Raw genomic sequence first — 26,965 nt, 5'->3', positions numbered from 1 at the left:
GTCCGTCAGGAGGCTGGAGCGGTCCCGCCCACGGGTGCGTGGGCGAAGTCGTCCGGCAGCCGTGGTGGAGGACCCTGGGTCCACACCACCCGCAGCGCCGATGCGGAGATCCGCCAGCCCTCGTCCGTCCTGACCAGTTCGGTGTCGGCATGACCGGCGGAGACGAAGACGCCGCCCGAGCCGTCCGCCAGGACGTGGGTGCTCAACTGGGCGCCACGGGCGGTGGCCCGGGCGCCGTCGACCTCGATGACGGCGTTGGTCCCCAGGTGCACGGTTCGGTCGAACAGCGCCATGGCCCGCCCGACCTGGGCCAGCAGGGCGTCGCGGCCGTGGACGACGCCGACGGGCATGTCCGCGGTGACGTCCTCGGTGTGGAACGCGCGCGCCCACTCCTCGTCGAAGACCCCGTCGTCCAGGGAGCGCAGGTAGCGGTCCAGCAGGTCGGTGATCTCGGCACGGTCGGTCAGGCTCTGCACCTGCCGCCGCATCTCTTCGGTGTCCATGCCTGGAGCCTCCTTCCTCAAGCACGCTTGAGGTCAAGGCGAGGGCCGCAGCTCCTCAGAGGGTGTACGCCGGTGTGTGCCGGGCGGGCCGGCCCGCCCGGCACACGTTGCCGACTCAGGAACAGCTGCAGTTGCAGCAGTTCGGCGGCGGGGCGCAGCAGAAGGACGCACTCACTTCGGTCATGCCGTGTCCCGCCGTGAGCGACTGGCTGTGCTCGTCCTCGGCCAGCGAGCCGAGGTCGAGGTCCAGCGCGAGGTCGGCGACCGCCGCGGCGAGCGAGGGCGAACCGTTGCTGAACTCGTTCATCAGAACCCTCCTTCCCATAACTGACGATGTGTCAACAAGACCGTGTCGACAACGAGTTCGGACCCTAGCGTGGCAATCGGCGCTTGTGAAGGGGATGGACTAGACCATTGGACTCGGCTAGGGTCGGCCACCGAGAGGCCACGAGTCGCGGCTTCGGCGGGCGCTCGCGCGTCTGCGGAAGCACACATTCCCGTTGAGGCATCCGATGGAGGTGGCGATGAGGCCGAGACTGCTTCCCGACACACATCTGCTGCCCTCCGACCGAGGTGTGGTGATCAGCGGGCCCCGGCACACCGCGGCCTTCGCCGTGCCGGGCATGTACCCCTGGCTGGAGCGGCTGCGGCCGTTCCTGGACGGCGGCAGCAGCCTGGACCGGCTCGCCGCCGACCTCCCGCCGCAGGCCGCGCGGCAGGTCCGCGCGCTGGTGGACATGCTGGCCCGCGAAGGCTTCGTACGCGATGCCACGGATGACCTGCCGCACGGGCTCAGTCCGCAGGTGCGGGAACGGCACGCCGCGCTGATCGACTTCGTCGCCGCGCGTGCGGACTCGCCAGAGCACCGCTTCGAGCGCTACCGCGGCTGCGCCCCCGTGGTGGTCGGATCCGGACGCGTGGCGGGCGCACTGGTGCTCGCCCTGCTCGCCTCCGGTGTGGCGCACGTCCGCCTTCACCTCGCCGACGAGGCGGCCCGGAGCGCCGAGCCCACGACGGACACGGCCCGGCTGCGCGAATGCGTCGCGTCGCTCGAAGCGGAGGGCGGTTGCTTCCGCTTCGAGCAGCTGAACGGACCTCTTCGCGAACTGCCCGCCGACACGGGCGCGCTGCTGCTCGGCTCTGACGTGCTCGCCCCGGAACCGGCAGCGCGGGCCCGCGCGCTGGCGGTGCGTGCCGGGGTCCCGTACGGGCAGGCCACGGGCCGGGGGGAGCACATCGCGATCAGCGCGGTGGACGATCCGGGCGCACCGAAGGACCCGGGTGCTGCGCACGGCGCGTCGCGGTCACCGGCCCCCGGCGGGCCACCGGACAGCGGGTCCGGGAGCGGCCAGGAGGCGGCGGGCACCGCCGACAGCACCGGCGACAGTGGCGGGCGGACGCCGAGCCCCTATCTGGGCGGTCCCGTCGCGGCGCTCGCCGCCGACCGGCTCTGCCTGCACCTGCTGTACCGGATGGCGGGCCTGGACGGCTCCGACGGCGGCCGTCCGTCACCGGCGAGCGGGCCGGCGGTGCTGGACCTGCGCACCGGGCGCTTCGACGTCGCGGACGCGGCGTGAGGGAAGGAACGGGGAGAGCCCCGGTGACTGGCGTGTCCGGTGTGACCAGTGGGGTCGGCGGGCCTCGCGGGACAAGCGTGTTGAACGGGACAGACGTGTTCAGCGGGACAGGCGTGTTCAACGGGGCAGGCGTGCTCAGCGGGGCAGGCGTGCTGGACAAGACAGACGTGAGGGACGGGACCGACGCGGCGCAGCCGGCCGACACGGCCGACCAGCCCGATCCACCCGACGTGGCCGACGCGGTCGATGCGGTCGATGCGGTCGATGCGGTCGACGCGGTCGACGCGGTCGACGCGGTCGACGCGGTCGACGCGGTCGCCAAGAGTCCCGTGAGCGGCGGCCCGTTTCCGATGACGCTGTGGTCGGAGGCGGTCTACTCCCGCCGGGCCATCCCGGACACCCTCGCCGCCGGGTTCCCGGCCCCGGGCACGGCCGACGCGGGCCCCGAGGTGCTTCCCGACGGACCACGCCTGCCGTTGGCCCCGCCGCCGCTCCACCTCACCCCCTCCCCCGCTTCCCCGGCCGGCCTCGCCGACCCCGCCGTCCTCGCCGCGCTGCTGCACTACTCCTACGGGCTGCTCCAGCACGATCTGACGCCGGGCGGCCGCCCGCTCCACCGTGCGGTGGCCTCCGCACGCTGCCGCTATCCGAGCGAACTCACCCTGGTCACCCCCGAGGGGGCGTACCGCTTCGATCCGCTCCACCACCAGCTCGTTCGACGGCGCCGACCGGGCGACGGGGAGACGATCCAGCGGCCGGGTGATCCGGGCCCGCCCCGATACCTCGTGATCACCAGCCGGTTCGCGCGGACGGCGCGGCTCTACGGCGACTACGCCCCGCGGCTGTGCGCCCAGGAGGCCGGGATGCTGCTGGGCGCCGTGCACCTGGTCGCCGCCGCCCTCGGCCTGCGAGCCCGGCCCGTCGCCGACCGCGAGCGCCTGCTCGGGCTCTGCGCGAACGGGCTGCAGGCCGCAGGGGAACACCCGATGGGGTTCCTGGAGATCGGGCCGTCCGCGCGGCACCCGACCGATCGGGCCTGGCTTCCGCCCGACCTGGCCCCGGTGCTCCGCGCCCGCCACTCCGGTGCCGCGCTCTTCGACCCGGCCCCGGTGGCCGCCCCGCGGGCGCTGCTCGCCGACCTCGATGCGGCCCTCACCGACGCGCCGTTCGGCGACTTCTCCTGCCACCTTCTGGTACGGCGTGTCGAAGGCGTCACGCCGGGCCACTACGTCCACGACGGCGGCCGACTGCGCCCGGTGCGCGACGGCGACCCGCTCGCCCTGCTGGAGCAGATCGGGCAGACGGAGGGCCGGGTATCACTGAACTTCCGCGCCACCGCCTGCACCGCCTACGTCGCCGTCCGGCGCGGCAGTGCGGTGGCCCGGTACGGCGCGGACGCCTTCCGCAGGCTCCACCTGACCGCCGGTGCGGTGGCACACCGGCTCTGCGTCGTCGCGGCCGGCCACGGTCTGTCCGCCCGCGTGCACAACGGCTACGACGCCGCCTGCGCGGAACGCCTGCTCGACCTGGCGCCGGACGAGGAGACGGTGCTCTTCCAGGTGGCACTCGGCACGGCGCGGCCGGGCGCCGCCTTCCGCCTCCCGGTGGTCTTCTGATGGCCCCCGGCGCCCCGACCACCCCCGCGGCCCCTTCGGCCACCGCTCCCGGCGCGGGCCCGCTCTCCGCCCCCGTCGGTGTGCGGATCGCCGGGCTCCCCGGCACCGCCCTGGACGCTTCCCGGATCCCGCGCAGTACCGAACTCGCCACGCGTATCGTGTCCTTGGACCAGCGGCTCGCCGCCGACGCGGAGTGTCTCGGCGCGGCGCTGTACGCCCTGATCGGCACGGAGCCCGCCCGCCCGTTCAAGGCACGGCTGGTGGGCCTGCGCCGCGCCGTCCACCAAGGCGCCCGCATCACCGCGCTGCTGGACCGGACAGCCCCGCCGCACGTGCTCGGGACCGCCCTCACCGAGCGGCTCCACCGGCACTGCGCCCGACACCGCACCCGGGCCGTGCTCTTCGCCGAGCTGGAGCACACCCTCGCGGCCGAGACCCGGTCCGCGGCGGCGGCCCTCGCCGGACTCGTACGGGACCATGCGTTCGCCGCCGGTCTCGGTTACGCCAGCGCGGACCTGTACGACGACGTGCTGCGCTGGAGCGAGCGCGACGGGGCCGGCCGACGGCCACTGGACGGGGCGGCGGTCCGGCTGGCCAAGTACGCGGCCCGCGCCATGGCCAAGCCCAGCCCGCTGACCACCTTCGCCGCCGCCGGCTTCGGCCGTTGGGCGGCGGACGCGGACACCGCGGTACGCCTGGAGAGCACCGTCCGGACCGAGGTGGCCGAGGCGAGTCTGCTGCCGCTGTCCCGGATCGCCGCCGCTGTCGCCCTCCTGCCCGAGCTGGACGCGGCGGTACGCCTGCGGGTCAACCCGTGGGCCACCCGCGTGCGCTCCACCGGCGGAGACGAGCAGTGGCTGTTCACCGCACCGGGGCCCTCCGGCGAGGTGCGCGCCCTGCCCGCCACGCCGGCCCTGGACGCGATACTGGCGGCGGCCCGCGAGGCCGGGAGTCCGCAGCGGTTGCGTGCCCTGCTCGGCGCGCCCGAGCCGGGGGCCACCACCGCCACCGGGGTCACCGCCACCGGTGGCGCCGTCAATTCCTCCGTGGACACCGCCACTTCGACCGGGAGCACCGCCGCTTCGAACGGCGGCGCGGACGCAACGACCTCCGGTGCCCACGCCTCAGCGGGTGGCGCCGACATCACGACCGGCTCTGCCCGCACCTCAGCCGGCGGCGCCGACGGCTCGACCGGGATTGCCACCGCCGACGCCGTCCTCGCCCGCCTCGTCCGGCTCGGCCTGCTGGAGATCCGGCTCGGCCTGCCGGACCAGGAACTCGACGCGGCCTCGCTCTGCGACTGGCTCTCCCGGCACCTGCCCGCCCCCGGGCGCGACGACCGCGTCTGGCCGCTGCTCGCCGACCTGCGCGCCGTCCGTGACCGCACGGACGCCGCCCGAGCAGCCACGCCGGGGTCCCACCGGGAGATCGCCGCCACCGTGCACGCCCGCACCACGGACGCGGCCCGCCGGCTCGGACTGCTCGGTGGGGCCGAACGACTGGAGCGCGGGACGCCGTACTTCCACAACACCCTCGCCGCCGGCACCACCGCCGTCCTCGATCCGGCCGCCTGGCGGACGGCCCTGGACGATCTCGCCCTGGTGCCCGCGCTGCTCGCCCCCTTCGACACGCTCACCCCCCGGCGCGAAGCGCTCCGGCACAGCGCCTCGACCGCCTACGGCCCGGGTTTCGTACGGCCGCTCACCGGCTTCCTCCAGGACTTCGGCGCCCGGTGGGCCGAAGCCGGGCACGAGCCACCCACCGAGCGCGACGTGCGGCGCCGCGACGAGCTGCGCCGTCTGATCGCCGACGCCCCACCCGCCCCCGACGGCACGGTCCGCCTCGCTCCGCGTGCCGTCCGGCAGCTCTGCGGCGCCTGGCCCGATCCGCACACCGCGGGCGACCGCCACGCCTGCTACGTCCAGACGCTGCCCGACGGTGGAGCCGGGCCGGCCCTGGTGCTGAACACGGTCACCTGCGGTCACGGCACCGGCCTGACCCGGATCGCCCGCCGGCTCGGCACACCGCACCCGTGCCCCCCGGCCACCGAGGAACCCGTCCGCGACGACTCCGAAAGCGCCACGCTCTACGCGGAGTTCGACGCCACCTTCGGCAGTGCCCTCAACCAGCGTGCGCCCGCCACCCGGTACGCCGTCGACCTGGACGGCGCCACCTCGCACCGGCCCGCCGACCAGCTGATCCGCCCCGCCGATCTGGACGTCGTACACGATCGGCACACCCGGCGCCTGCACCTCGTCCACCGGCCCACCGGCCGTGTCGTGCGGCCGCTGCACCTGGGCCTGCTCGCCACACCGCTGCTCCCGCTGCCGGCCCGGCTGATGGTGGAGGCCTTCGGCCAGACCCCGTACACCTTCTGGTCGGACTGGCCGCAGTTCTGGCAGCTCCTCGGACCGGTCCTGACCGACTCCTCGCACCGGGACCCGGAGCCGGCAGTCGGTGCGGGCTGGACGAAGGTGCCCCGGCTCGCCCTCGGGGCCGTGGTGCTGCGCCGCGCGGCGTGGTTCGTCGGCCCCGGCCGGGCGCCCGCCCGTGCAGCCGGAGAACAGAACGCCGCGTACCTGGTCCGGGTGCACGCCTGGCGCGTGGCGCTCGGTCTGCCCACGTGTTGCTTCCTGCGCGTCCTCACGCCGCGCCCCGCCGGTGGCTTCACCGGCCCGGCGCTGCACGACAAGGACCGCAAGCCGGTGTACCTCGACTTCTCCCATCCGCACCTGCTGCGCCTCTTCGAGCGGGCGGCGGCCACGGGCCGGCCGCTGCTGCTCACCGAGGCCCTGCCCGACCTCCACGACGCGCCGGCCGACCGGGACGGCCGCCGGTACGCCGCCGAATTCCTGATCGAGCTGCCCCCGGCCGGGGTGGGAGCGGCGGAACGGGGGGCGCGGACATGCTGAACCGTGAGCCCTCGGGCGTGCCGGACCAGGAGCCCGAGGGCCGGTGGGTCAGCGCACACGTGTTCACCGCGCACCCGCTGGACCTGGTGGTCCGCGAACTGGTCCCCCGGGTCGGCGAAGGACTGCGCGGGCGTGGCCTGATCGACCGCCTCTTCTTCCTCCGCCACTGGCAGGGCGGTCCCCACCTGCGCCTGCGGGTGCGCCTCACCGCGCCCGCGGCCGAGCCCGCCACGCGCGACGCCCTGGCCGCGCACGCCGCCGCGTTCTTCCGCACCCTGCCGCCCTCACGGCCCATGTCGGAACGTCAATACCTGCTGCTCGCCGAGCAGTTGGTCGCACAGGAACCGGAGAGCGAGCCCGGGACACTGGCCCCCAACGACAGCCTGGCCTTCTGCCCCTACCGGCCCGAACACACCAAGTACGGTCACGGCGCCGCGTTACGGGTGGTCGAGGAGTCCTTCGCCACGTGCAGCGAGCTGGCCACCACCGCCGTGGTCGACGGGTGGGGCACGGCGCGGCGGATGGCGCACTGCTTCGCCCTGCTGACCGGCAGCATGGACACGACCGCTTCTTCGCCCGGGCCGCCGGCCCCGGACGTGGTGGCGCGGTACCGGCACCGGCGCGCCGCGCTGCTCGGCGTGGCCCGCGCGGCGCGCCGGACGGCTACGGCTACTGCCACTGCCACTGCCACTGCCACTGCCACGGGGGCCGTACCGCCCGGTGCCGATCCGGCCTCTATGAACCCGGCTGGTTCGGATCCGGCTGGTACCGGACCGGCCGATGCCGACCCGGTGTCCCGGTGGCTCGACTCCTGTCGGCACGCCCAGCGGCAGGCCGCCGACCCGGCCCGGCTGGCCGGCCACCTGACCCATCTGGCGTGCAACCGCCTCGGCGTACGGCTCGACCAGGAGGCGACCTTGCGCGGCCTGGCCCTGCTCGCCGTGGCGGAACTGAGCGGCGGCGGCCCTGCGATCCGGCCCCGAACCGAGTACGGCTGACCGCGACCGGCCCGACGGCAGGGCGCCGCACGAGCCGACCGCACCCACCCGGAACCGGGCGACCGGCAACCACGAAGGAGGTATTCCGCATGGCAGACACCCCGCCTGTGGCCGAGTCGCAAGAGCGCGCCGAGCCGCAGTGGCGCGCGGCCCACATCGCGTACTACGGCGAGGGCACCGACCAGCTGATCCTGCGGGCCGTGCGGCCGGTCATCGAGCGCTGTGCCCAACACGTCGAATCGGCCTACGTGCTGCGACACTGGCGCCGCGGGCCGCATCTGCGCCTGGTGTTCCGGGCCACGCCCGCCGTCTTCGCCGAGGTGGTGGAGCCCGCCGTCCGCGAACTGATCGGCGGCTACCTGCGGGCGTGTCCCTCCACGGGGCCAGCCGTCGACGAGGACGCCCTGCTGCCGCTGCACCGCCGTCTCGCCGACGCCGAACGGGAAACCGGCCCACTGACCCCCTTCTACCCGGACGACTCGATCACCTGGGAGGAGCACGACCGGCGGATCGACGTGCTCGGCTGCCCGGTCGGCGCCGACGAACTGGCCCTGTTCTACGAGTCCACCAACGACCTGCTCTTCGCACACCTGGAGTCCGTCGCGGCGGGTCTGCCGCGCGAGACGCTGGCCCTGCGGCTGATGCTCGCCACCGCGCACATGCTCTGCCGGCACCCGCAAGACCCCTCGATCCGGCGCGGGTTCGTCTCCTTCCGTTCGCACGCCGAGGGCTACCTGAGCACGGCCGGTCCGCAGGCGCGGGAGGGCTTCGAGCGCCGCTACGCGGCCAACCGGGCGGTGCTCACCGCGCAGGTGCGGGCCGTGGTCGCGGTCTTCGACTCCGCCACGGCCGAGACGGACAACGTCGAGACCGGCACCGCGATCGAGCCGGGCGGCACAGCGGCCTTGCGTCGCTGGGTGGCCGCGATCGACCCGCTCGGCGAGCGCTGGACCGCACTGTACGAGGCCGGTGAGATCCCCGAGGCGGACATCCCGGACGACGAGGAGAACGGGCTCGGCGACCTGCTCTCGGCCAGCCCGCTGCACCGGGCGATCAGCGGCAGCGCCACGTACAAGCGGATGATGTACCGCGATCCGCGCTTCCTGCGCTACCGCCTGATGCTCAACTACACCTATCTCCACCTCTCCCGGCTCGGACTGCCCGGTCTGACCCGGTACCTGCTCTGCCACCTCGCCGCCGACGCGGTGGAGGAGGTCTACGGGGTCAGCGCGCTCGACCTCGTCCTGGCCACCGCCGAGGACGCCGACGGCACGCCACCGGCCGCCGGCGCACCGGCGCGGGCCCACGGATGAGGGCCACCGCACCGGCTGCGCAACCCGACGCCTATCCCCCGCCCGCCGAGACCGGCGGGGTGGCGGCACGCCGGTACCACGCCCGGTACGGCAGTGTGCTGCCCGCCATCGACCCGGCGGCGGGCAGCGCCCCGCCCGAACACCGCCCCGGCACGCCCGTCCTCCCGCTGCCGTTCCCGCCGGCGTACCCGTCGGCCCCGGCAGGGCACGGGCCGTCCGGCGGCGTCGAGTGCCTGGGCGCGCTTCTCGCGGCGCTGAACGGCGTCACCCGGGTCGACTGGACCGGCACCGGCCTGTCCGCGGGCCGGGCGGTGCCGTCCGGCGGCGGCGCCTACCCGGGCGAGGTGTACGCGGCCACCGCCTCCGGGCTGTGCCACTACCTGCCGACGGCCCACGCCCTGGAACTGCTCACCGGCACCGACCTGCGCGCCGATCTCGCGCGCTCGCTGGCCCTGCCGCCGCGGGAGCAACCGGAGCTGCTGCTGCTGATCAGTACCCGGCTGGAGGCGAACCTGGCCCGCTACGGCCCGTTCGGCCACCGTCTGCAGGCGCTCGACACCGGCGTACTGACCGGGCAGGCGCTCACCCTGCTGGAGCCGGCCGGCGCCGCCCCGTGCGCGCACGCGCTCTTCGCGGACGAGGAGTCGGGCCGCCTGCTCGGCCTCGACCCGGAGGCGGAACGCGTCCACGCGGTCGTCACCGCCGGGCCGGTCGGCGCGATCGCGCCCGACGCCCCGCTGCTGCGCCGCCGTACGGCCCGGTCCGGTTTCGAGCCCGCCCCCGTCCCGCTGGCCGCCGTGCTCGCCGTCCTGGACCAGGCGGCCCGGCCGGTGCCCCTGGACCACACCGTGCCCGCCGACCTCGACCTGTACGTGGTCGCCAACCGCGTCACTGGGCTGGCAGCCGGCTGCCACCGGCGCGACCCGCGCTCCGGACACCTGGTCCCGGTCGCCGGGGACGTCGGCGCCCGGCGGCTGTTCCCACCCGGCGGACCGGGTGAGCTGGCCGGTTTCGAGGCCGCCTGCGCGGTGGTGGTCACCGGCGACTACGAATCGGGCTACCCGGTGTACGGGGACCGCTGGTACCGGATGCTCAACCTGCGGGCGGGCGTCCTCGGCCAGCGGATCGGCCTGGCCGCGGCCCGCGCCGGGCTCGGCGCCGGACTCCGCTGCGACGTCGACACCAGGGCCGCCGACGCCGCGCTGCGCGCACCCCGCGACCGTACGACGCTGCTGGCGGCCCTGATCGGCCCGGAGCGCGGCGCCGGGACACCGGCCCACCAGCTTCTCGGACCGGGAGGTCCTCGGTGACCTCCCCGAGCCCGTCGACCGCAGCGCCCCTTCCCCGGCCGAGGACACAGTGATCACCTCCGACTCCGTTCCCCTCCTGCGCCCCGACGTCTTCCTCACCCCGAGCGGCAGCGGCACCGTCCACGTGCGCTCCAGTCGCGGCACCGGTCTGATCGCCGCCCCCGGCATCGCCGGATGGCTGGACCGGCTCACACCGTTCCTGGACGGCACCCGCACGGTGGAGCAGTTGCTGGGCGGCCTCGACGAGGCCCGCCGCGCGGTGGTCCTGCGCGTCCTGCGGATCGTCGAGGCGCACGGACTGCTCGCGGACCTGTCGGCCCCCGACCCGGGCCCGCGCGCCGCCGCCTACCCGGGGCTGCGGGTCCTGCTCCTCGGCGCCCCGGCCGGCGCCCGCGCGCTGGCGCACGCGCTGCGGCTGACCGGCCTGCCCGGCACCACCGCGGTCGCCGACCACGCGGCGGCCCGCGCCGCCGTGGCGGCCGGCGGGCATGACGCACTGCTGCTGGTCTCGGCGGGCGGCGATCCGCGGTCCGTCGCCCGGCTCGACGAGGACTGCCGCGCGCACGGTCTGTGGTTCGCCGCCGCCGTCCACGGCACCGGCGCCTGGTGGTTGGGCCCGTCCCTCGCCCCGGGCGCCGACCGCGCCGCCGGCGGCTGGCTGGGCGCCTGGCTGCGCGTCCACGGCTCCGAGGCCGCCGACCGTGCCGCGGAGACCCCTCACTCCCCGCAAAGCGCCGCCGACGGCGCGGAGTTGGCCGCCACGCTGCTGGCGTACCGCTTCCAGCAGGCCTTCCTCGACCCGGGCGCGCACGAACCGCTCGTCCGCCTGGACACGGCGACCCTGACCACCACCCGCCACCGCTACCGTCCCCATCCGGCCGCGCTGCCTGCCGCACCTCAGTCCGCCGAGCGGTTCCTCGCCGGGATCGCGGCCCTGCGCGACGGTCCGGCGGTGGACGCCGAGGAGTTCTCCCGGCGCGCGGCCGACTGCGTCGACCCGCGTGCCGGGTTGCTCGTGGATCTGGACGAGGGCGCGCTGCCGCAGTTCCCCCGGCACGCGTCCAGCGCCCTGGTCCGCGACCCGCGCACCGGCCGGGCCGCGCACCGTGTCCACGCCACCGGGAGCGACTTCACCGCCGCGCGCCTGCGCACGGCGCGGCGCGCGCTCCAGCGATACGCCCAACTCGCCCTCGACGAACGGCGGTTCGTCGCCACTCCCGACGGCCCCGCGCTGTGGGGCTGGTGCCCGGAGCGTGGCACGGCCCACCTGGTCGCGGCGGCAGCCGTCCGGGCGCGGGACGGACGGGCGCCGCGCGGCCTCGGCTCGGGCGGCACCTTCGACGAGGCGGTCGCGGCGGCGCTGGGCGACCTGCGCGGTCCCGTACGCCGCGCGCTGATCGTCCCGCTCGACCACGACCCGGCCGCCACCGAGGTCCTGCCCCACCTGCTGAAAGCGGTGCGCTGCGATGACTGAGACCCTCCGGCCGGCCGCGGCACGGCTGCACGACGACGGCGGCCTCGTCGGCCGGGCCGTCGCCCGGCGCCTCGACGCCGTACCGCCGCCGCGGGCCGGCATCCGGCTCCTCGCGGCCGACACACCTGACGCCGCGGCGGTTCTCCTGCGGGATCCGGACCTCGGCGAAGGGCCGTTCCTGCCCGTCGTGGCCGAGCTGGACCGCGTGGTCATCGGCCCACTGGTCCGCCCCGGCACCCCCGGCTGCCACCGCTGTCTCGCCGCCCGCCGCGCCGGGGCCAGGGCCGACGCGGCCGAACAAGCGGCTCTGCACACCACCTACGGCCGCCGTCTCACGGGCATGGTCTCTCCCCTGCTCACCCCGCTGTCCGCCGACCTCGCCGCGTCCCTCGCCCTACGCGGGCCGACCGCCGCGGACCGCACCGATCGGGCCGTCACCCTGCTCCGCCTCACCGACCTGGAGATCACCCGCCACACCTTCCTGCCCGACCCGCACTGCCCCCACTGCGGTGCTCTGCCCGACGACTCCCCCGCGGGCGCGGCGATCCTCCGGGTCGCCCGGCCCAAGCCGCACCCGGCGGTCCTACGGGTGCGGGACCTGCGGGCGGAGTGGGGGGAGCTGGAGGCGCGTTACGCCGACGACGAGACCGGCGTCCTCAAGGGGCTGCGCTCGCGCGGGCTGCACACGCTGCCGTTCGCCGAGGCCAAGGTCGGCCCGCCCGAGTCGGTCGACGGCGGTTACGGCCGCGCGCTCGACTTCCGGACCGCCAGGGTCACCGCCGTCGCCGAAGCGCTCGAGCGACTCGGCGGAGGCCGCCCGGGAGGACGGCGCACGGTGGTGCACGGCAGCCACCGCGAACTGTCCGCCCTGCACCCCGGCGGCGTACTGGACCCGGCGACCACCGGAAGCCACGAACCGCACCGCTACCGGGAACCCGGCTTCCCCTTCCAGCCCTACCACCCCGACCTGGAGCTGCCCTGGGTGTGGGGCTACTCGCTCACCCGCGAACAGCCGGTCCTTGTCCCCGAACATTTGGCCTACTACCGCCTCGGCCGGCACCGCCCGCAGGCCGCCCGGCCGTTCGTCTCCGAGATCTCCAACGGCTGCGCGCTCGGCGGCTGCGTCGAGGAAGCCGCCCTGTACGGCCTCCTGGAACTCGCCGAACGCGACGCCTTCCTGCTCACCTGGTACGCCCGGCTGCCCGCCCCCGCGCTCGACCTGCGCACCGCGCACGACCGGCGGATCGGCCTGCTCGCCGACCGGATCCGCGACAGCACCGGCTACCGCGTCGAGGTGTTCGACGTGACCGGCGCCGAGGGCATCCCCAGCTTCTGGGCCACCGCCGTCGACACCCGTCCGGACGCCACCTCCGGCACCGGGGCGGCGCAACCCCGCCCCGGAGTGCTGTGCGCCGGCGGCTCCGGGCTCGATCCCGAGCGAGGGATCTTCGGCGCGCTGCACGAACTGGTCACCGCCGTCGAGGCGTACCGGCTGATCTACCCGCAGCGCGCGGAAGACGCCGCCCGGATGCGCGAGGACCCCGAGCGGGTCCGCCTGATGGACGACCACGCGCTGCTCTACTGCGACCCCGTCGCCGCCCGCCGCCTCGACTTCCTGCTCGCACCCGGCGGCCGACCGCCGGACCGCCACGATGTGCGGGACCTCGCCGACCGCCACGCCTGGCCGCGCCACACCGATCTGCGCGTGGACCTCGACGAGCTGGTGGGACGTTTCGCCGCGTCGGGCCTGGAAGCGATCGTCGTCGACCAGACGACCCCGGTCCACGCCGCCGCCGGCCTGGCCTGCGTCAAGACCCTCGTCCCGGGCCTGCTGCCGATGACCTTCGGCCACCACCTGCGCAGAATCACCGGCCTGGACCGCGTCCTGACCGTCCCTCACACGCTCGGCCGCACCGCCGCACCGCTCCGTCCCGAGGAGGTCAACCCGTATCCGCACCCCTTCCCGTGAAGGCAGCCGTTCCCGTTCCCCCGACCGCGCCTGCGCGGTTCGCCGGCGCACGCACCCGCGCAGTACATGGAATTTCCAATGATTGGATACCCACGTAAATTGGAGGATTGGAGGGCACCGCGATGAACAGAAACGCCGGCGGGCTGATGCGGTGGAGCGCCCCGCTGTTCCGCCCGTTCGCCATCGCCCCGGACGAAGGCGTGCGGACCCCCGTCTGGCTCGCCACCGCCTCGCCCGCACCGCAGCCCAGTGGCGGCTTCTTCACCGAGTCGAGGCCGGACACCCCTTCGCGCCTGGCCCAGGACGAGGCCCTCGCCCGCACGGTCTGCACCAGGACCGCGGCCCTCCTAATCCGGGGTGTAGGCGGCTCGGTCCGGTCTTCGCAAGGGGCTGGGTGAGCGGTCGACGACGGGCAGCGGAACGCCTTCGGCCCTCATGGTCCTGGAGACCCGCTCTGAGACCGGCGCCGCTGTCCACCGGTGGGATTCGTGGCGGTGTCGTGGGCGTCGGGCAACGCCTGATGTCAGCCTGGCCCGAGAGGCCTTCACCTAGAGCGGCGAGACCCGGCGCCTTCGCCACGGTCACGAACCCCCACCGCCGCCCGCGCCTCGCGGTGATGAAGCGGGCGCCGGGCTGATGCCTTCGTTTCCCCTGGTCTTCGAGACCTCTGTCAAGAGCGGCACAGCCCGGCGCCTCCGTGATCACCGTGAAACTCCTGGCGGCCGGCCGGACGTTGACCGTCACGGCACGAGCCCGCCCCAGGGTCGATCTCTTGTTTCATCCGCGAGCCCGCGAGCTCTGCAGACAGACCGAGCCCCTGGGGTGCGCTGGTGTCGCGAACGGCTACTGAGATGGCGGACCTGTGAGTCCTGGGATTAGGACGCTGCGCGACCCGCATGTGCTCGTGACCTGAATGAATGAACGGATCTGGGAGGATGGCTTGACCGTGTTCTGCGGCATCGACTGGGCGGAGCGCCACCACGACGTCGCCGTCGTCGACGACACCGGCACCCTGCTCGCCAAGGCTCGCATCAGCGATGACGCGGCCGGCTACAGCAAGCTTCTGGACCTGTTGGCCGAACACGGCGACAGTCCGGAGACCCCCGTACCCGTGGCCATCGAGACCAGCCGCGGCCTGCTCGTGGCTTCCCTGCGCACTGGTGATCGCAAGGTTTTCGCGATCAACCCGCTCGCAGCCTCCCGCTACCGCGACCGGCACGGCGTCAGCCGCAAGAAGTCCGACCCCGGCGACGCCCTGGTCCTGGCGAACATCCTGCGCACCGACATGCACGCCCACCGGCCGCTGCCCGCCGACAGCGAACTCGCCCAGGCCATCACCGTGCTGGCCCGGGCCCAGCAGGACGCCGTCTGGAGCCGCCAGCAGGTCGCCAACCAGGTCCGCTCGCTGCTGCGCGAGTACTACCCCGCTGCCCTGCACGCCTTCCAGGGCAAGGAGGGCGGCCTGACCAGGTCAGACGCCCGGGTGGTCCTTGCCCTCGCCCCGACCCCGGCGAAGGCCGCGAAACTCACCCTTGCCCAGCTGCGCGCCGCCCTCAAGCGCAGCGGCCGCACCCGCGGCTTCGACACTGAGAGCGCGCGCCTGCGGGAGATCTTCCGCTCCGAGTGCGCCCGGCATCGCCCGGCCGTCGAGGACGCGTTTGGCCAGCAGCTGCTGGCACTGCTCACGCAACTGGACGCCGCCTGCCAGGCCGCGGACGAACTCACCACGGCCGCCGAAGGCGCGTTCAAGGAGCACCCCGACAGCGAGATCCTGCTCAGCTTCCCCGGCCTCGGCCCCTTGCTCGGAGCCCGGCTGCTCGCCGAGATCGGCGACGACCGGACACGGTTCGCCGACGCCAGAGCTCTGAAGTCGTACGCCGGCTCGGCCCCGATCACCCGGGCCTCCGGCAAGAAGCACTTCGTCGGCCGCCGCTTCGTCAAGAACAACCGGCTCATGCACGCCGGCTTCCTCTGGGCCTTCTCATCCCTCACCGCCTCACCAGGAGCCAACGCCCACTACCGGCGCCGACGCAACACGGAGACTGGCACAACGCCGCCCAGCGCCACCTGCTCAACCGCTTCCTCGGACAGCTCCACCACTGTCTCAGGACCCGGCAGCCGTTTGACGAACAGCGTGCCTTCGCGCCACTCCTTCCAGCACCTGCATGAGCCGCAAAACCGCACCTCGGCAACGAGAACAACGGTGTGGGGATAGCTCCACCCTGCTGAAGCGCGGACTCAACTGGGGGGCGTGACCGGAGCCCGTAAGCCGAGCCACTGATCGGCGTCCCAGGCCCGCAACCGCGGCGGACCACTACCCGGGACATGGGCCTGTTCATGCTCAGGTTGCGGTGGGCACCCATCTGATCGTCCTGCTGCTGCCGAGGGGTGCCCAGGCCTGCCGGGTCGTGCCAGTCGGCGGGGTCTGCGGTCTTGTGCTGCTGGTGCACGGGCCAGGCTGTTCGTTTCGCGGGCGGCCTGACCCGTGCACTGTGGCGGATCAGTCGGGTAGCTGGTTCAGCAGCCGCTCCAGCAGCCACTGGCCGAGTTCCTCGGTGACGGCGGTGTGCGTCGTTGTGTCCGAGGAGCAGGCGAACTCGTCGACCTCGCTCTCGTCCGGGTCCAGGTCGGCGATGTTCGTGTAGAGGTCCTTGTGCTGGTCGATGTCGCGGATCGCGGCCGCGCTGACGGAGGGGACGAAGCAGACGCTTGCGTGCCGCAGGTCGGTCGTGGCGCCGACCTTCTTCAGCGCGCCGGCGAGGATGCCGTACGAGTGGAGGGTGCCGCCGGGGGCGCCGTCCAGTTCGGGCAGGTCACTCGTCTTGACCGTGAACTGCGCCGGGGGGAACCACCGCTTCAGCTCGGCGACGGTGACGTCCTTGCCCTGGGCCTGGGTGTAGAAGGCCGTGTCCGGGTAGACCCGCCCGAGCTTCAGCGCCCTCTCGCCGGGAGGGATCTCAAGGCCCACGCCGTCGCCGCGGCCGTTGGCGACCGCGATCTTCCTCACACGGCTCGGCCAGCCGCCGACCTCGGCCAGGTCCTTGAGGAACTGGATGCGCTCGGGGGCGATGACGGGTTTCCTGGTCTTCGGGTCGTAGTGCCGCCAGAGCATCTGCCGGGCGGCCGGGCTGTTCATCTGCCGGGCGAAGCGGTTGTTCGCCAAGGGGATGAAGTGCGCGAACGCCTGGAGGGCGATGGGCACGACGGCGCCGCGGTGCGGGGTGTCGTAGGAGAAGTACAGGCCGGTGCGGTGCTCCCCCATCTGTTCCAGCTTGGCCAGGGCATAGCGGGCGACCAGGCCGCCCATGCTGAAGCCGCCCACCGTCAGCGGTGTGTTGACCAACGGCTGGTGGCCGGCCTGCATGATGGCGGCCGTGACGGCTTGGGCGTTGTCGAGGATGGAGGCGGACCGCTCCTCGTAGCCGACGAGGATGACGTCGCGGCCCTGGCGGCGCAGCTGCGTCAGGAAGGGGTAGTCGCGGTCGAGGCCGGAGTAGAGCCACTTCAGGTCGCTCTTCCCGAGGTTGAAGCCATCGGCCATGATCACCGGCCGGGTGAGGTGTTTGTTGCCCTCGCCGTAGAAGACGTGTGCGAAACCGTTCGGCAGACCCCACTGCTCGTCCGGTTCCGGGACCGTGTACGCCGACGCGGTCGGCGGCTCGGCGCTCACGGGGGTGGCGAGGGTGAAGTCCCCTGCCTGCTCTTCTTGCCATTTCTCGGCCAAGACCGTCTCCTTCCGTGCGCGCGCATGGCACAGCAGCCCGCCTCGGAGGCGTGCTGGGAAACTGCGAGCGGCGCAAAGACAGCACCATCCTCGGCAGGACGATTGTCGGACGGCCGCGACATACCGGGGCTTTCATCCCATCGGCGGAATCCGGGTCATCGCCGCTGCGGCGTCGCGCCGAGGGTCAGCGGCCTCGGTAACGATCAAAATTCGCAGTCCCTCTTGACTTCTTATCCCCCTGAGATGTCTCAGGGTGGTGCCCCTCACACGCCAGGGCCCCGGCTGACCTGCGCCGGGCAGCGCCTCACCCGTGGGCCTGCTGTGAGCGCCTGGGCAGAAACCCGACGAGCAGCAGGGTCAGGACGTACAGGGCGGCACAGACGGCGAAGACCAGGTGTGCGGCGGTGAAGCAGGACTCCGGGGACGGGTGCCCCAGCCGGGCGAAGAACGCGGTGCCGAGGGCGGCGACGCCGACGGCGTTGGCGAACTGCTGGACGGCGTTGAGCATGCCCGCACCGGTGCCGACCTCCTCGGCGGTGGCGTCGCCGAGGATGAAGTCGAACAGCGGGATGAACACCAGGCCCGCGCCGAAGCCGGTCAGGAACAGCGACGGGGCCAGCCTCCACACGGTGATGCCGGAACCCCAGTGGCCGGTGGACCACCACAGGGCCAGCAGGCCGGTCACGGCGATGGACAGCCCGATGCGCAGGGCGGCACGCCCCAGCCTCTGGGCGAGCGCGCCACCGCCGAACAGGACGGCGACGGTGGTGCCGAGGGCCCACGGGATGAGCGTCAGACCGGTGCGCAGCGGCGTCCAGCCCATGCCGAGTTGCAGCAGCAGGTTGATGACGAGGACGAACGCGCTCAACGCGCCGTAGAAACCGGCGACGACCGTCAGGCCGGCCACGAAGGTGCGTTTGCGGAACAGGGACGGCGCGATGACCGGGTGGCTGCTGCGGCGCTCGGAGACGACGAACAGCGCGATCACCGCGACGGAGGCCGCCATCATGGCGTAGCTCCAGGCCGGCCAGCCGAGTTCGCGTCCCTGGATGAGTGGGACGATCAGCAGGGCGGAGCCTGCCGTGAGCAGGCCCACGCCGGTCAGGTCGAGGCGGGCTCCGGGATCCTCCCCGCCGTGTCGGGGCAGTGCGCGCCGCCCGAGCGCGAGGGCGAGTATCCCGAAGGGCACGTTGATCAGGAAGATGGAGCGCCACCGGCTGCCGAAGAGGTCGAGATGCAGCAGCCAGCCGGCGAGGATCGGGCCGCCGACCGTGGCCAGGCCCATGATCGGGCCGAACGGCATCAGCGCCTTGCGCAGGAGTTCGGGCGGGAAGACGGTCTTCACGAGTGCCATGCCCTGCGGGATCAGCACGGATCCGAACAGGCCCTGAAGGAGCCGGGCGAGGATCAGGAAGGCGGGACCGGGGGCGAGGCCGCAGGCCAGCGAGGTCAGCGTGAACCCGGCCATGCCGATCAGGAACAGCTTGCGGCGGCCGATCAGGTCGCCGAGCCGTCCCGAGGTGATCAGGCCGATCGCGAAGGCGGCGGTGTAGGCGGAGAGCACCCACTGCAAGGTCGTCGGCCCGCCTCCGAGGCCGGCCCGGATGGACGGCCCGGCGAGGTTGGCGACGCTGGAGTCGACGAGATCCATGATCTCGCCGAGCAGGACGACCACCAGCACGAGCCACGCGGTGCGCACAGGCAGCACGGCGGGAGCCTCGCGGTGCGAGGAGAGTTGGTCCATAGTCACGAACGGTATTCGACACAGGAACGCTGATCGTGTCAATAGAACAACGTTCGCCAGATCCGGAACGACGTTCGCCGCTCTGCTATGCTCGGGACATGCCACCGACTCCTCAGCAACGGCGCGCAGCGCGGCATCATCAGCCCGTTCCCGGTGCCGGCGCGCCCTCGACGCGAGGTCGGCGGGCGAAACCGATCACGGTGGACGCCATCGTCGACGCGGCACTCGACATCGTGGCGCGCGAGGGCTACGAGGCCCTGACCATGCGTCGCGTGGCAGCCGCCCTGGAGACCGGACCGGCCTCGCTGTACGCCCACGTGGTCAACAAGGACGACCTGGACGAACTGCTCATCGGCCGCCTGTGCACCGCGATCGACCTGCCCGAGCCGGACCCCGCCGCCTGGCGGGAGCAGATCACCGGCATCTGCACCCAGATGCGCGACCTCTACCTTCGCTACCCCGGCCTCTCCCGCGCCGCGCTCGCCGCCGCTCCGACCAACGAGGACACGCTGCGCCTGAGCGAGAGCATGCTCGCCATCCTGCTGGCCGGCGGCATCGCCCCGCAGACCGCCGCCTGGGGCATCGACTCCCTGGCGCTCTACGTCAACGCCTACACCCTTGAGATCTCCCTGGTCAGCCGCTCCGGCAACGAATGGGTCGTCAGCCGGGAGGAACTGCTGGACCGGTTCTCCGGGCTGCCCGACACCTTCCCGCAGACCAGGCGTTACGCCGCCGAACTCACCACCGGCCACGGCCACGAGCGCTTCGACTTCACCATCGAGCTGCTGCTGGACGGTCTCGCGCGCCGCTGAGCTTCTCCCTCCTCAAAGGGGTCGGGCGCATCGCCGGGAGGCGGCCGCGGGAACCGGGAGCACCGGTTCCCGGGCGGCCGGCTGATGCGCGTTCCGCTGCCCGCTCTCGTGTTCTGCTGCCCGCTCCGCCGCACGCGCGATGTTCTCCGGTCAAGCGGGTCTGCGTTCCTCTCCTCGCGTACCGCGTGCGCCCGGCAGCGATGAGTTCCCGCCTGGACGGGAGTCTGTTCCGGTGACCGTCGCGGTGCGGCGTACGACGCCGCCCGTACGAGAGAGACCGGAGGACACCATGACAAGTACGCCGGACGATCCGGCCACCCTGCCGCCCGGCCGCCCGCCCGTCGTCGACCTGGCCACCTGGCGGGCCGCGCGCGCCGAGTTGCTGGTCCGGGAGAAGGCCCACACCCGCGAGGGCGACGCCCTCGCCGCGGCCCGCCGCCGGCTGCCGATGGTGGAGTTCGACGGGAAGGTCGAGGTCGTCGGGCCCGACGGCCCCGTCCCCTTCCTCGACCTGTTCCAGGGCCGCGACGAGCTCGTGGTCTACAAACACATGTGGCACGACGGCGCGCCGCACCAGGGGCAGTGCGAGGGCTGCACCACCACGGCCTGGCACCTGAAGGACGCCGTCTACCTCAACGCCCGCGGCGTCTCGTTCGCCGTCCTGACGCCGGGCCGGTGGGAAGAGGTGGCCGCCTACGTCGAGTTCATGGGCTACACCCAGCCCTGGTACTCGGTGCGTGATGTCGCCCCGCCGGTCGGTGGGGACATGGGGTACCTCACCTGCTTCCTGCGCGACGGCGACCGGGTGTTCCTCACCTACTCCACCACGGGGCGTGGCAACGAGCGCGTCAACGCGTCACTCGGTCTGCTGGACATGACGCCCTACGGCCGCGGCGAGGCGTGGGAGGACAACCCCGAGGGCCGGCCCGAGGGGCGCCGCGCGTGCTGGACCTGGCGCTCGGACGCCGACGGGAACCCCACCTGGGGTCCGACCAGCCGCCCCGTGCCGCAGTGGAGCCGCCCCGGCGCGCCCCCCGTGCAGACCCTCGGCAGGCGCGGCCCTGACCGCTGACGCGCCTCGCGGTGGTGAACGTGGGGATCGGGGGCAGACGGCGAGAGTGATCTTCATACCCGTGGAGGAGGGGGACCCGCCCGCCGTGAGCACGTCCACCACCCGCCGCATACGCGGCAGCAGACGCCGGCGCTCCTTCGATCTCCGCGCGACCGCCGTGTACTTCGCCCTGCTCGCGCTCCTCCTGGTGGTGCTGGGGTTCGTTGTGCGCGCGGCCGGTGCCGTCGCCGAGCGGCGCCCGGTCTGGACCGCCGTCCTGTGTCTGGTCGCCGCCTCGGCCGCCGTGCTCGCGCTACGGGGCCGGCGCCGTCGGCACCTGGCCGAACGTGCCGCGCAGCAGGCCGCCGCCGCGCTCCAGGAGGCCACGCGGACGGCGCTCGACGCGCTGGAGGCCCCGGCCGAGGAGTGCCCTCGCTCCCGTGTCCCCACGGTGGACGGCATGCCCGCCGACGACCGAGCGCCTGTCGACTACGAGGCCCTGGATCCCGACGGGTTCGAGCAGGCCGTGGCGGCTCTGTGCGAGCGGGACGGCTGCTCGTCGGTGGAGGTGGTCGGCGGAGCCGGGGATCTCGGCGCCGACGTCGTTGCCGTGGACCCGCAGGGTCGGCGCGTGATCGTCCAGTGCAAGCGCTACGGCGACGGCAACCGCGTCGGCTCCCAGGAACTGCAACGCTTCGGCGGCACCTGCTTCACCGTCCACGAGGCCGATGTCGCGGCCGTCGTCACCACGAGCGAATTCACCGCACCGGCCGTCGAGTACGCCGCGCAGTGCGGGATCGTCTGCGTGGACGGGCAGGCGCTGCGGGCGTGGAGCGAGGGCACCGGCCCGACGCCCTGGAGCCTCGGTCACCAGACGCCGACAGCGCCTTGAAACCCGGCCGGACGGCCGGACACCGGCCAGACAGCCGTTCCATGGGCCGCCGCATGCGCAGGGTTCATACCGCGGTCCCCTCCGCGTGTCCCGGGCCGCCCGCGGCGAGCAGGCCGACGAGGGCGTCGGCGTGCGCGGCGCCGCTCTCCTCGACCACTTGGCGCACGCTCTGCGCCTCCCGTACCAGGGCGAAGCGGATCTGCCCCTCGGCGTCCGTGCGGTAACCGTGGACTGCGGGCCGGGGCAGTGAGTTGTAGGCGAAGTGGGTCGAGAAGTAGTAGGCGCCGGTGTCGTAGAGGGCCACGATGTCGCCGGGTTCGACGGCCGGGAGTTCGCGTCCCACGGCGGTGAGGTCACCCGCGAAGCAGCAGGGACCCGCGATGTCGACGACCTCCGTCGCACCCTGCTTGGGGCGGCCCGCGGCGTCGTACACCCCGGCCCGCAGGGGCCAGGAGTCCGGCATGAACACGGTACGGGTGGCGACCTGGGCGCCCGCGTGGGTGACGGCGATGCGGCGTCCGCCGGCGGACTTGGTGTACTCGACGAGGGAGGCGATCGTGCCGCTCTTGGCGAGCAGCGAGCGGCCGAACTCGGTGACCAGGGTGTAGCGGCCGTCGAGCAACTCGGGTACGGCGGCACGCAGTTCGGTGACGTAGTCGGCGTAGCCGGGCCGGTCCTCGTCGCTGTCGAAGTCCACCGGCAGCCCGCCTCCGATGTCCAGTCCGGTGACCTGGCGGCGGCCGAGCGCCGCGTTGATGTGGTCCGCCAGTTCGTGGACCGCACGGACGCCCTGGGCGATGAGCGGCAGCGGGCAGCCCTGGGAGCCCACGTGGGCGTGGAGCCGGGACAGCCAGGGGCGGGCCGCGAAGGCGTCGGCCACGGCCTGCACGGCTCCCTCGTCGCGCAGGGCGATGCCGAACTTGGAGGTGCTGGTCGCGGTGCTCATCGCGCCGATGGCACCGGCTCCCACCTGCGGGTTCACCCGCAGACCGATCGGGCCTGCCGGCGAGCGGCCCGCCAGCAGGGCGTCGACGCGGGCGAGTTCCTGGAAGTTGTCGAGGTTGACGGCGATGCCGTGGTCGAGCGCGAACCGCAGTTCCGCGACCGTCTTCGCCGGGCTGTCGAACACCAGTCGGCCGGGAGGGAAGCCGGCCTCCAGCGCCAGCTCCAGTTCGCCGGGCGAGGCCACCTCGCAGCCCATGCCGGCCCGGGCGAGCAGGCGCAGCACCGGCACGAGTGAGCACGCCTTTGCCGCGAAGGTGTGCCGCACGGTGGCCGGACCGGAGAAGGCGTGGTGCAGGTCGTCGACGGCGGCGAGGACGCCGTCCACGTCCAGCAGGCCGATCAGGGGCGACCGGGCGTCGAGCAGCCCTTCCTCGACAGCCGCGGCCAGCGCCGCCTCGCGCGCCGTACGCCGTCGCTGGGCCGAAGCGGAAGTCACGTCGGATCACACCTCACACGTCCGTGGGAAGAAAGGCCCCGGCCGTGGGCCACACCTCGCTCAAGTGCGCCGGGCGGTGCGGGGCCGCAAGGACAGCTTCGGGTGCCGGTGCGGGGCGCGTCTTCGTCCGCAGAGACCAGGACTCACCCCGGCTGCTGTCCGCTCGCACAGGAAAACGATCACGACATGAACGCCACCCGCTCCTCGCGCACGCACCGCACCGCACCGCACCGCTGTCAGCCGCCTCGCCGGGCGAGGCGGAGGCCGAGGCCCGCCAGCAGGCGGCTCACGGGGTCGCCCATGTCGACGCCGAACAGGTCGCGGGCGCGGCGCAGCCGGTAGCGCAGGGTGTTGGGGTGCACGTTCAGCCTGAGCGCCGCGGCCCGGGTGTCGCCGAAGGCGTCCAGGTACGCGGCGACGGACTCGCCGTACGCGGAGCCGTGCTCCCGGTCGTGCGCGACCATCGCGTGCACCGGCCCGGACATGGCCTGCCAGGTGGGTTCCACACTGTCGAGCAACCTGAGCAGGGCGGCCTCGGAGACGACGTCCCGGTACACCGCCGAGGCGGAGGCCAGGGGCCTGGTGGGCGCCGTGGTCGCCCGCTCGCGCAGGACCCGTACCACCAGTTCGGCGGATTCGCGGGAGGCGGCCAGCTCCGACAGGTCCGCCGCCTGCTGCCCCACCCCGGCGAGGACCACGCTGTACGGCACCGAGCGGACGGCGGCGACCATGCGGCGGACCGGGTCGGCCTCGGCGCCACCGGCGGGGATCAGGACGTACAGCCGGCTGCCCGAGCGGGCGGTCACGCAGCCCGGCAGGCAGGCGGCGGCCTGGAGGTCGAGCATGTCCAGGACACGGTGTTCGGTGGTGTCCGTCCCCGGTGCGGCGGAGGGCGCGGCGAGGCCGGGCGGCCCGGTGTCGCCGGGGCGGCGGGTGTCGTGGGCCTCGGCGACGAGGACGGTGTACGGCCGGTCCGCTGCCACTCCGAGTCCGCGTGCCGCCTCTTGTGCGCCGGGGCGGCCTTCGAGCAGGACCCGCACCGCCCGTTCGCGGCGCCCGGCCTCCTCCCTCCCCCGTGCCTCGTGGTGCACGAGGTGCGGTACGGCTGCCCGGGCGGCGGAGCGCAGGGCCGTGGCGGCGTCCTCGGCGAGCGGCCGCCCGTCGGCGGCGGCCCAGATCGATCCGAGTACCTCGCCACCGTGCCGTACCGCGATGGCCAGCCGCTCGGCGTAGCGGTCGTCGGCGGCCAGGCGCACCACGTCGTCGCTGCTCCACAGCGCCTGGAAGAAGCCGCGTTCGCGGAGTTCGGCGACCCTCCAACGGGGCACTTCCTGGCCGAGGATGGTCAGCATGCGCAGCGGGTCGGCCGCGTGCTCCAGCCGGGAGTAGGCCAGCACCCGGGAGCGGGGGTCCTCGATGGTGATGGCACCGCCGACCAGGCCGGCCACGGTGTTGGCCAGTCCCGCCAGGTCGCCGAGGCGCAGTCCCTCCACTCCGGCCGCGGCGGGTGCGACGCTGTGCGCCAGTGCCGTGCGCAGCCGGCCGAGCACTTCGGTCCAGTCGGTGTCCGGGGCGCGCAGCAGCAGGGCGGTACGGCCCCGGGCGGCGGCCTCGACCAGGGCCGCGCGCTGCCTGCGGGGGCCGGAGCGCAGGACCACGGCGCTGGCCCCGGCCCGGTCGGCGGCACGCAGGACGTCCACCGCCTTTGGGGAGTCGGCGGATGTCCCGAGGGTGAGCAGTACGTGACCGGGCGCCGCCCAGTCGTCGTCGCGGTCCTCGCCGACGTCGTGGACCGCCACGTCGGCCACGGGGACGTCGGTGCCGAGCGGCGCGGCCACCACGTCGAGCAGCCCGGGCCCGGCCAGCGCGAGGAGGTGGGCCAGCGTGGGACCGCCGGGGTGCGGGGGCGGCTCGGACTCCATCCCTCCATTATGTTGCGCGCGGGGGCGCGACTTGCGTTGCGCGAGCGACCCTGCCCGGGAGCGCCGCCGGTCCCGGGCGCCGCGCTCACCGTGCGTGTGCGGTCGGCGTCCGGCGGAGCCGGGGCGGGATCCGGCAGTGGCTGGTGCTCGGGGCGTGGGAGGCGGTGCTCGTGGCGTGTCACGCGGAGCGTTCGGCGCAGGTGGGCGCCACGCCGGGGGCCAAGGAGGACGCCTGGCTGCCGTGGTCCGCTCCGCACGGGATCGTGGCCATGGCCATGGCGTGGCCGTTCGAGGTCGACACGGACGGGATCGCGCAACGGGCGGGCGTGCTGGTCGATCGCATGGTGGCCGGATAGCTACGGCGAACCGTTCGCGGCGTTGACGTCGAGAAACCCCTCCATATAGTTGCCCTGAGCACCTAACACCGCAAGGAGTGCTGGACGGCTCCCTCTGCCGAGGAGGCAGGTATGACCGACACGCTGACGGACACGCCGGCCGAGTTGCCCGAGCACCCGATGCTCCGGGCGTCCGGCTGCCCTTTCGACCCACCGCCCGGGCTCCGGGACCTGCAGGCCGGTGAGCCGGTCTCCCGGGTACGCATCTGGGACGGCAGCAGTCCGTGGTTGATCACCCGCCACGAGGACGTGCGCGCCCTGCTCGGTGACCCGCGCATCAGCGCCGACCCCACCCTGCCCGGCTATCCGCACCGCACGGCGGGGATGAAGGTGCGCGACCAGGCTCGGCGCACGTTCCTCACCATGGACGACCCCGAGCACGCCCGGCTGCGCCGCATGGTGACGGCGCCCTTCGCGATCCGCAAGGTCGAGGCCCTGCGGCCCTCGATCCAGAAGATCGTCGACGACCTGATCGACGCCATGCTCGCCGGGCCCCGGCCGACGGACCTGGTCGAGTCCTTCGCGCTGCCGCTCCCCAGCCTCGTGATCTGCGAACTGCTCGGCGTGCCCTACGAGAAGCACGACTTCTTCCAGCGCAACACCAGGGTCATCGTGAATCGCACCTCCACACCGCAGGAGTTGCTGGCGGCGTCCGAGGCGCTCACCGACTACCTGGACGACCTCCTGACCGCCAAGCTTGCCGATCCCGAGGACGACCTGCTCTCCCGGCTCGCGGTGGAGCGGGTCGCCACGGGCGAGATGACACAGCGTCAAGCCGCTGAGACAGGCGTCCTGTTGCTCGGCGCAGGCCACGAGACCACCGCGAACATGATCGCGCTGGGCACCCTGGCGCTGCTGCGCCGTCCGGACCAACTGGCCCTGCTCCGCGACGCGGACGATCCGGGCATCGTCGCCGGAGCCGTGGAGGAACTGCTGCGCTACCTCACCATCACTCATTCCGGACGCCGTCGCGTCGCGCTGGAGGACATCGAGTTCGGCGGGCAGGTGATCCGGGCCGGCGACGGCGTCGTCTTCGCCACCGACATCGCCAACCGGGACCCGGAGGCCTTCCCCGACCCCGACCGCCTCGACCTCACCCGTGACGCCCGCCGCCACGTGGCCTTCGGGTACGGCGTGCACCAGTGCCTCGGCCAGCCGCTGGCCCGCGTCGAGCTCCAGGTCGTCTACAGCACCCTGTACTCCCGTGTCCCCACCCTCGCGCCGGCCACCGACATGGACCGGTTGGAGTTCAAACACGACGGCCTCGTCTACGGCGTCTACGAACTCCCCGTCACCTGGTAGCAGCAACCTC

The 26,965-nt window shown here is 73.6% G+C and carries 20 protein-coding genes and 1 pseudogene; 15 read left to right on the top strand and 6 right to left on the bottom strand.

The features are described from left to right. Nucleotides 1-5: 5 nt before the first annotated feature. Both AB0G56_RS19285 and AB0G56_RS19280 read right to left on the bottom strand, forming a co-directional pair. Entirely contained in the window at nt 6-503 is a 498-nt protein-coding gene (locus tag AB0G56_RS19285) for a nuclear transport factor 2 family protein (protein ID WP_360970637.1), read from the bottom strand. 115 nt (nt 504-618) lie between these two features. Next, a complete protein-coding gene (locus tag AB0G56_RS19280; RefSeq protein ID WP_360970635.1) occupies nt 619-810 on the bottom strand; it encodes a thiomuracin/GE37468 family thiazolyl RiPP peptide in 192 nt (63 codons plus the stop codon). Between the two features lie 217 nt (nt 811-1,027). On the opposite strand from AB0G56_RS19280, the gene AB0G56_RS19275 reads away from it, so the two are divergent. From AB0G56_RS19275 to AB0G56_RS19230, 10 genes and pseudogenes are all read left to right on the top strand, one after another. Beyond that, nucleotides 1,028-2,080 (top strand): hypothetical protein, encoded by a 1,053-nt coding sequence (locus AB0G56_RS19275; protein WP_360970633.1) that lies wholly within the window; start codon nt 1,028-1,030, stop codon nt 2,078-2,080. A 167-nt stretch (nt 2,081-2,247) separates the two neighbouring features. Further along, nucleotides 2,248-3,696 carry a hypothetical protein gene (locus AB0G56_RS19270; protein ID WP_360970632.1) on the top strand — a complete coding sequence of 483 codons (1,449 nt, stop codon included), beginning with the start codon at nt 2,248-2,250 and terminating at the stop codon, nt 3,694-3,696. Then, nucleotides 3,696-6,608 (top strand): lantibiotic dehydratase, encoded by a 2,913-nt coding sequence (locus AB0G56_RS19265; protein WP_360970630.1) that lies wholly within the window; start codon nt 3,696-3,698, stop codon nt 6,606-6,608. The genes AB0G56_RS19270 and AB0G56_RS19265 overlap by 1 nt, the downstream gene beginning before the upstream one ends. Then, nucleotides 6,602-7,606, top strand: a complete 1,005-nt coding sequence (locus AB0G56_RS19260) for a lantibiotic dehydratase C-terminal domain-containing protein (protein ID WP_360970628.1) — start codon at nt 6,602-6,604, stop codon at nt 7,604-7,606. The genes AB0G56_RS19265 and AB0G56_RS19260 overlap by 7 nt, the downstream gene beginning before the upstream one ends. An 89-nt stretch (nt 7,607-7,695) precedes the next feature. Then, a complete protein-coding gene (locus tag AB0G56_RS19255) occupies nt 7,696-8,919 on the top strand; it encodes a thiopeptide maturation pyridine synthase (protein ID WP_360970626.1) in 1,224 nt (407 codons plus the stop codon). Continuing rightward, nucleotides 8,916-10,229 (top strand): nitroreductase family protein, encoded by a 1,314-nt coding sequence (locus AB0G56_RS19250; protein ID WP_360970624.1) that lies wholly within the window; start codon nt 8,916-8,918, stop codon nt 10,227-10,229. The genes AB0G56_RS19255 and AB0G56_RS19250 overlap by 4 nt, the downstream gene beginning before the upstream one ends. A gap of 49 nt (nt 10,230-10,278) precedes the next feature. Further along, entirely contained in the window at nt 10,279-11,703 is a 1,425-nt protein-coding gene (locus AB0G56_RS19245; RefSeq protein ID WP_360970623.1) for a hypothetical protein, read from the top strand. After that, entirely contained in the window at nt 11,696-13,672 is a 1,977-nt protein-coding gene (locus AB0G56_RS19240) for a TOMM precursor leader peptide-binding protein (RefSeq protein WP_360970621.1), read from the top strand. The genes AB0G56_RS19245 and AB0G56_RS19240 overlap by 8 nt, the downstream gene beginning before the upstream one ends. Before the next feature lie 122 nt (nt 13,673-13,794). Next, nucleotides 13,795-14,070, top strand: coding sequence for a hypothetical protein (locus AB0G56_RS19235; protein WP_360970619.1), 276 nt, complete (start codon nt 13,795-13,797; stop codon nt 14,068-14,070). 527 nt (nt 14,071-14,597) lie between these two features. Then, nucleotides 14,598-15,841 (top strand): annotated as a pseudogene (locus AB0G56_RS19230) (IS110 family transposase). A 331-nt stretch (nt 15,842-16,172) separates the two neighbouring features. Here the strand turns inward: AB0G56_RS19230 and AB0G56_RS19225 are convergent. Beyond that, nucleotides 16,173-17,396, bottom strand: a complete 1,224-nt coding sequence (locus AB0G56_RS19225; protein ID WP_360970618.1) for a hypothetical protein — start codon at nt 17,394-17,396, stop codon at nt 16,173-16,175. A 304-nt stretch (nt 17,397-17,700) separates the two neighbouring features. Continuing rightward, the gene (locus AB0G56_RS19220) at nt 17,701-19,140 is read right to left on the bottom strand and encodes an MFS transporter (RefSeq protein ID WP_360970883.1); all 1,440 of its coding nucleotides are present in this window, start codon (nt 19,138-19,140) and stop codon (nt 17,701-17,703) included. A gap of 98 nt (nt 19,141-19,238) precedes the next feature. On the opposite strand from AB0G56_RS19220, the gene AB0G56_RS19215 reads away from it, so the two are divergent. The 3 genes from AB0G56_RS19215 to AB0G56_RS19205 all read left to right on the top strand — a co-directional run bounded on the left by AB0G56_RS19215 (nt 19,239) and on the right by AB0G56_RS19205 (nt 21,895). Beyond that, on the top strand, nt 19,239-19,952 hold the full coding sequence (locus AB0G56_RS19215) for a TetR/AcrR family transcriptional regulator (RefSeq protein WP_360970616.1): 714 nt from the start codon (nt 19,239-19,241) through the stop codon (nt 19,950-19,952). Nucleotides 19,953-20,241: 289 nt separating this feature from the next. After that, the gene (locus tag AB0G56_RS19210) at nt 20,242-21,024 is read left to right on the top strand and encodes a DUF899 domain-containing protein (protein ID WP_360970614.1); all 783 of its coding nucleotides are present in this window, start codon (nt 20,242-20,244) and stop codon (nt 21,022-21,024) included. 85 nt (nt 21,025-21,109) lie between these two features. Then, on the top strand, nt 21,110-21,895 hold the full coding sequence (locus tag AB0G56_RS19205; RefSeq protein WP_360970613.1) for a restriction endonuclease: 786 nt from the start codon (nt 21,110-21,112) through the stop codon (nt 21,893-21,895). Nucleotides 21,896-21,959: 64 nt separating this feature from the next. Here AB0G56_RS19205 and AB0G56_RS19200 read toward each other — a convergent pair whose 3' ends face one another. Continuing rightward, nucleotides 21,960-23,336 carry a diaminopimelate decarboxylase gene (locus tag AB0G56_RS19200; RefSeq protein WP_360970611.1) on the bottom strand — a complete coding sequence of 459 codons (1,377 nt, stop codon included), beginning with the start codon at nt 23,334-23,336 and terminating at the stop codon, nt 21,960-21,962. Nucleotides 23,337-23,572: 236 nt separating this feature from the next. Then, on the bottom strand, nt 23,573-25,258 hold the full coding sequence (locus AB0G56_RS19195) for a helix-turn-helix domain-containing protein (protein ID WP_360970609.1): 1,686 nt from the start codon (nt 25,256-25,258) through the stop codon (nt 23,573-23,575). A 170-nt stretch (nt 25,259-25,428) separates the two neighbouring features. Here AB0G56_RS19195 and AB0G56_RS19190 point away from each other — a divergent pair, with 170 nt between their 5' ends. Together AB0G56_RS19190 and AB0G56_RS19185 are read left to right on the top strand one after the other, a co-directional pair. After that, a complete protein-coding gene (locus AB0G56_RS19190; protein ID WP_360970608.1) occupies nt 25,429-25,614 on the top strand; it encodes a hypothetical protein in 186 nt (61 codons plus the stop codon). A 111-nt stretch (nt 25,615-25,725) separates the two neighbouring features. Then, on the top strand, nt 25,726-26,955 hold the full coding sequence (locus AB0G56_RS19185; protein WP_360970606.1) for a cytochrome P450: 1,230 nt from the start codon (nt 25,726-25,728) through the stop codon (nt 26,953-26,955). Nucleotides 26,956-26,965 lie beyond the last annotated feature (10 nt).

This window comes from Streptomyces sp. NPDC021356 (assembly GCF_040641015.1).
In the GTDB taxonomy this organism is placed as follows: Bacteria; Actinomycetota; Actinomycetes; order Streptomycetales; family Streptomycetaceae; genus Streptomyces.
Note: the sequence above shows the minus strand (reverse complement) of the source record. Positions and strands in the feature narration are given on the sequence as shown.

What these genes read in the sequence shown, in the direction of transcription:
- AB0G56_RS19260 (WP_360970628.1), top strand. Translation starts at nt 6,602, where the DNA reads ATGCTGAACCGTGAGCCCTCGGGCGTGCCGGACCAGGAGCCCGAGGGC.
- AB0G56_RS19185 (WP_360970606.1), top strand. Translation starts at nt 25,726, where the DNA reads ATGACCGACACGCTGACGGACACGCCGGCCGAGTTGCCCGAGCACCCG.
- AB0G56_RS19240 (WP_360970621.1), top strand. Translation starts at nt 11,696, where the DNA reads ATGACTGAGACCCTCCGGCCGGCCGCGGCACGGCTGCACGACGACGGC.
- AB0G56_RS19255 (WP_360970626.1), top strand. Translation starts at nt 7,696, where the DNA reads ATGGCAGACACCCCGCCTGTGGCCGAGTCGCAAGAGCGCGCCGAGCCG.
- AB0G56_RS19250 (WP_360970624.1), top strand. Translation starts at nt 8,916, where the DNA reads ATGAGGGCCACCGCACCGGCTGCGCAACCCGACGCCTATCCCCCGCCC.
- AB0G56_RS19280 (WP_360970635.1), bottom strand. Translation starts at nt 810, where the DNA reads ATGAACGAGTTCAGCAACGGTTCGCCCTCGCTCGCCGCGGCGGTCGCC.
- AB0G56_RS19265 (WP_360970630.1), top strand. Translation starts at nt 3,696, where the DNA reads ATGGCCCCCGGCGCCCCGACCACCCCCGCGGCCCCTTCGGCCACCGCT.
- AB0G56_RS19220 (WP_360970883.1), bottom strand. Translation starts at nt 19,140, where the DNA reads ATGGACCAACTCTCCTCGCACCGCGAGGCTCCCGCCGTGCTGCCTGTG.
- AB0G56_RS19235 (WP_360970619.1), top strand. Translation starts at nt 13,795, where the DNA reads ATGAACAGAAACGCCGGCGGGCTGATGCGGTGGAGCGCCCCGCTGTTC.
- AB0G56_RS19215 (WP_360970616.1), top strand. Translation starts at nt 19,239, where the DNA reads ATGCCACCGACTCCTCAGCAACGGCGCGCAGCGCGGCATCATCAGCCC.
- AB0G56_RS19195 (WP_360970609.1), bottom strand. Translation starts at nt 25,258, where the DNA reads ATGGAGTCCGAGCCGCCCCCGCACCCCGGCGGTCCCACGCTGGCCCAC.
- AB0G56_RS19210 (WP_360970614.1), top strand. Translation starts at nt 20,242, where the DNA reads ATGACAAGTACGCCGGACGATCCGGCCACCCTGCCGCCCGGCCGCCCG.
- AB0G56_RS19275 (WP_360970633.1), top strand. Translation starts at nt 1,028, where the DNA reads ATGAGGCCGAGACTGCTTCCCGACACACATCTGCTGCCCTCCGACCGA.
- AB0G56_RS19285 (WP_360970637.1), bottom strand. Translation starts at nt 503, where the DNA reads ATGGACACCGAAGAGATGCGGCGGCAGGTGCAGAGCCTGACCGACCGT.